At 68.0% G+C, this 2,419-nt stretch carries 3 protein-coding genes; all 3 read left to right on the top strand.

Going from position 1 to position 2,419, the window contains the following annotated elements:
• Positions 1-784, top strand: a 784-nt coding sequence (gene rfbA, locus GDJ93_RS07165) for a glucose-1-phosphate thymidylyltransferase RfbA (RefSeq protein WP_152068274.1), incomplete at its 5' end; no start/stop codon positions are given.
• A gap of 18 nt (positions 785-802) precedes the next feature.
• A complete protein-coding gene (gene rfbB, locus GDJ93_RS07160; RefSeq protein ID WP_152068273.1) occupies positions 803-1,825 on the top strand; it encodes a dTDP-glucose 4,6-dehydratase in 1,023 nt (340 codons plus the stop codon).
• A gap of 121 nt (positions 1,826-1,946) precedes the next feature.
• Positions 1,947-2,419: dTDP-4-dehydrorhamnose 3,5-epimerase family protein (locus GDJ93_RS07155; protein WP_226812530.1), on the top strand; the 473-nt coding region annotated here is incomplete at its 3' end.

The following is a 2,419-nucleotide window of genomic DNA, read 5'->3' as shown; positions in this document are numbered from 1 at the left end:
CACCCTCATGCTGGCGGGAATCCGGGACATCCTGGTCATCTCCACGCCGACCGACCTCCCCAACTTCGAGCGCCTGCTCGGGGACGGCTCGCGCTACGGCGTGAACCTGTCCTACGCCGAGCAGCCCAGCCCCGACGGCCTGGCCCAGGCGTTCACCATCGGCGAGGACTTCATCGCCGGCGAGCCGTGCGCGCTCGTGCTGGGCGACAACATCTTTTACGGTAATGGACTCTCGCGCCACCTCAAGAAAGCCGTCGAGAACGCCGAGTCGGGCCGCGCCACCGTGTTCGGTTATCACGTCGACGACCCCGAGCGCTTCGGTGTCGTGGAGTTCGATCGCGAGGGCAGGGCCGTCTCCATCGAGGAGAAGCCCGCCGAGCCCAAGAGCTCCTACGCCGTCACCGGCCTGTACTTCTACCCGGGCGACGTGGCCGCCAAGGCGCACAGGGTCGAGCCCTCGGCCCGCGGCGAGCTGGAGATCACCGACCTCAACCGGATGTACCTGGAGGAGGGGACGCTGTCCGTGGTGACCCTGGGCCGCGGCTACGCGTGGCTGGACACCGGCACCATGGAGAGCCTGCACGAGGCCGCTGAGTTCGTCCGCGCCGTGGAGCACTCCCAGGACCTGCCGGTCTCGGTCCCCGAGGAGATCGCCTGGGAGAACGGCTGGATCACCACCGCGGAGCTGGAGGAGGCCGCCGAGGCCTACGGCAAGTCGGTCTACGGCCGGCACCTCAAGAAGGTCGCCGCCGGCGAGATCGTCAACAGCCCGCGCGAGTACTAGGAACAAGGAGATTCGAACATGGCAGAGGAGACCTTCTCCCCCAAGAACGTCATCGTCACGGGCGGCTGCGGCTTCATCGGCAGCAACTTCGTGCACTACGTGGTCAACAACCACCCGGAGGTCCACGTGACCGTCCTGGACAAGCTGACCTACGCCGGCAACCCCGAGAACATCGCGGGGCTGCCCTCCGACCGCGTGGAGCTCGTCGTGGGCGACATCTGCGACGCGGGGCTGCTGGACCGCATCGTCCCGGGCCACGACGCCATCGTGCACTACGCCGCCGAGTCCCACAACGACAACTCCATCGCCGACCCGGAGCCCTTCCTGCGCACCAACGTCGAGGGCACCTTCCGCCTGCTGGAGGCCGTCCGCAAGCACGGCGTCCGCTACCACCACGTCTCCACCGACGAGGTCTACGGCGACCTCGCGCTCGACGACCCGGCCAAGTTCACCGAGGAGACGCCCTACCACCCGTCCTCCCCGTACAGCTCGACCAAGGCCAGCTCCGACATGCTCGTGCGCGCCTGGACCCGCACCTACGGCCTTCGCGCCACGATCTCCAACTGCTCCAACAACTACGGCCCCTACCAGCACGTGGAGAAGTTCATCCCCAGGCAGATCACGAACATCGTCGACGGCGTCCGCCCCAAGCTCTACGGTAAGGGCGAGAACGTCCGCGACTGGATCCACACCGAGGACCACTCCTCGGCCGTCTGGGACATCCTGACCAAGGGCCGCACGGGGGAGACCTACCTCATCGGGGCCGACGGCGAGAGGGACAACATCACCGTGCTGCGCATGATCCTGGAGGCGATGGGACGCGACCCCGAGGACTTCGACTGGGTCGCCGACCGCCCCGGCCACGACCGCCGCTACGCCATCGACAGCACGAAGCTCCAGCGCGAGCTCGGCTGGAGGCCGGCGCACACCGACTTCGCCGGGGGCCTCAAGGCCACCATCGACTGGTACGTCGCCAACGAGCCCTGGTGGCGCCCGGCCAAGGAGGCCACCGAGGCCAGGTATAAGGCGCAGGGCCAGTAGGCCGCACCCCGGCGAACCGCACCGCGGGGCGCCCGCGCGGGGCCGCAGGGCATGGGGATGATCCTGCGTCCCCGCGCGGGCGCCCCGGTTTCCCAACCTCTTCGATAGGAGCTTTTCCCACATGGCTGACATCGCATTCGAGAAGGACCTCTCCGTCGCCGAGACCGGCATCGAGGGCCTCAAGGTAGTCGACCTCGCCGTCCACGGCGACTCGCGCGGCTGGTTCAAGGAGAACTGGCAGCGCGCCAAGATGACCGCCCTGGGCATCCCCGATCTCAGGGTCGTCCAGAACAACATCTCCTACAACGACAGCCGCGGCGTCACCCGCGGCATCCACGCGGAGCCCTGGGACAAGTTCATCTCCGTGGCCCGCGGCAGCGTCTTCGGCGCATGGGTGGACCTGCGCGAGGGCAGCGCCACCTACGGGAAGGTGTTCACCTGCACGCTCGACCCGTCCAAGGCCATCTACGTCCCGCGCGGCGTGGGCAACTCCTTCCAGGCCCTGGAGGACGGCACCGCCTACACCTACCTGGTGGACGCCCACTGGTCGCTGGAGCTGAAGAGGACCTACACCTTCGTGAACCTCGCCGACCC

The organism is Collinsella aerofaciens, assembly GCF_902501475.1.
GTDB lineage: Bacteria > Actinomycetota > Coriobacteriia > Coriobacteriales > Coriobacteriaceae > Collinsella > Collinsella aerofaciens_AL.
Note: the sequence above shows the minus strand (reverse complement) of the source record. Positions and strands in the feature narration are given on the sequence as shown.

What these genes read in the sequence shown, in the direction of transcription:
- rfbB (WP_152068273.1), top strand. Translation starts at nt 803, where the DNA reads ATGGCAGAGGAGACCTTCTCCCCCAAGAACGTCATCGTCACGGGCGGC.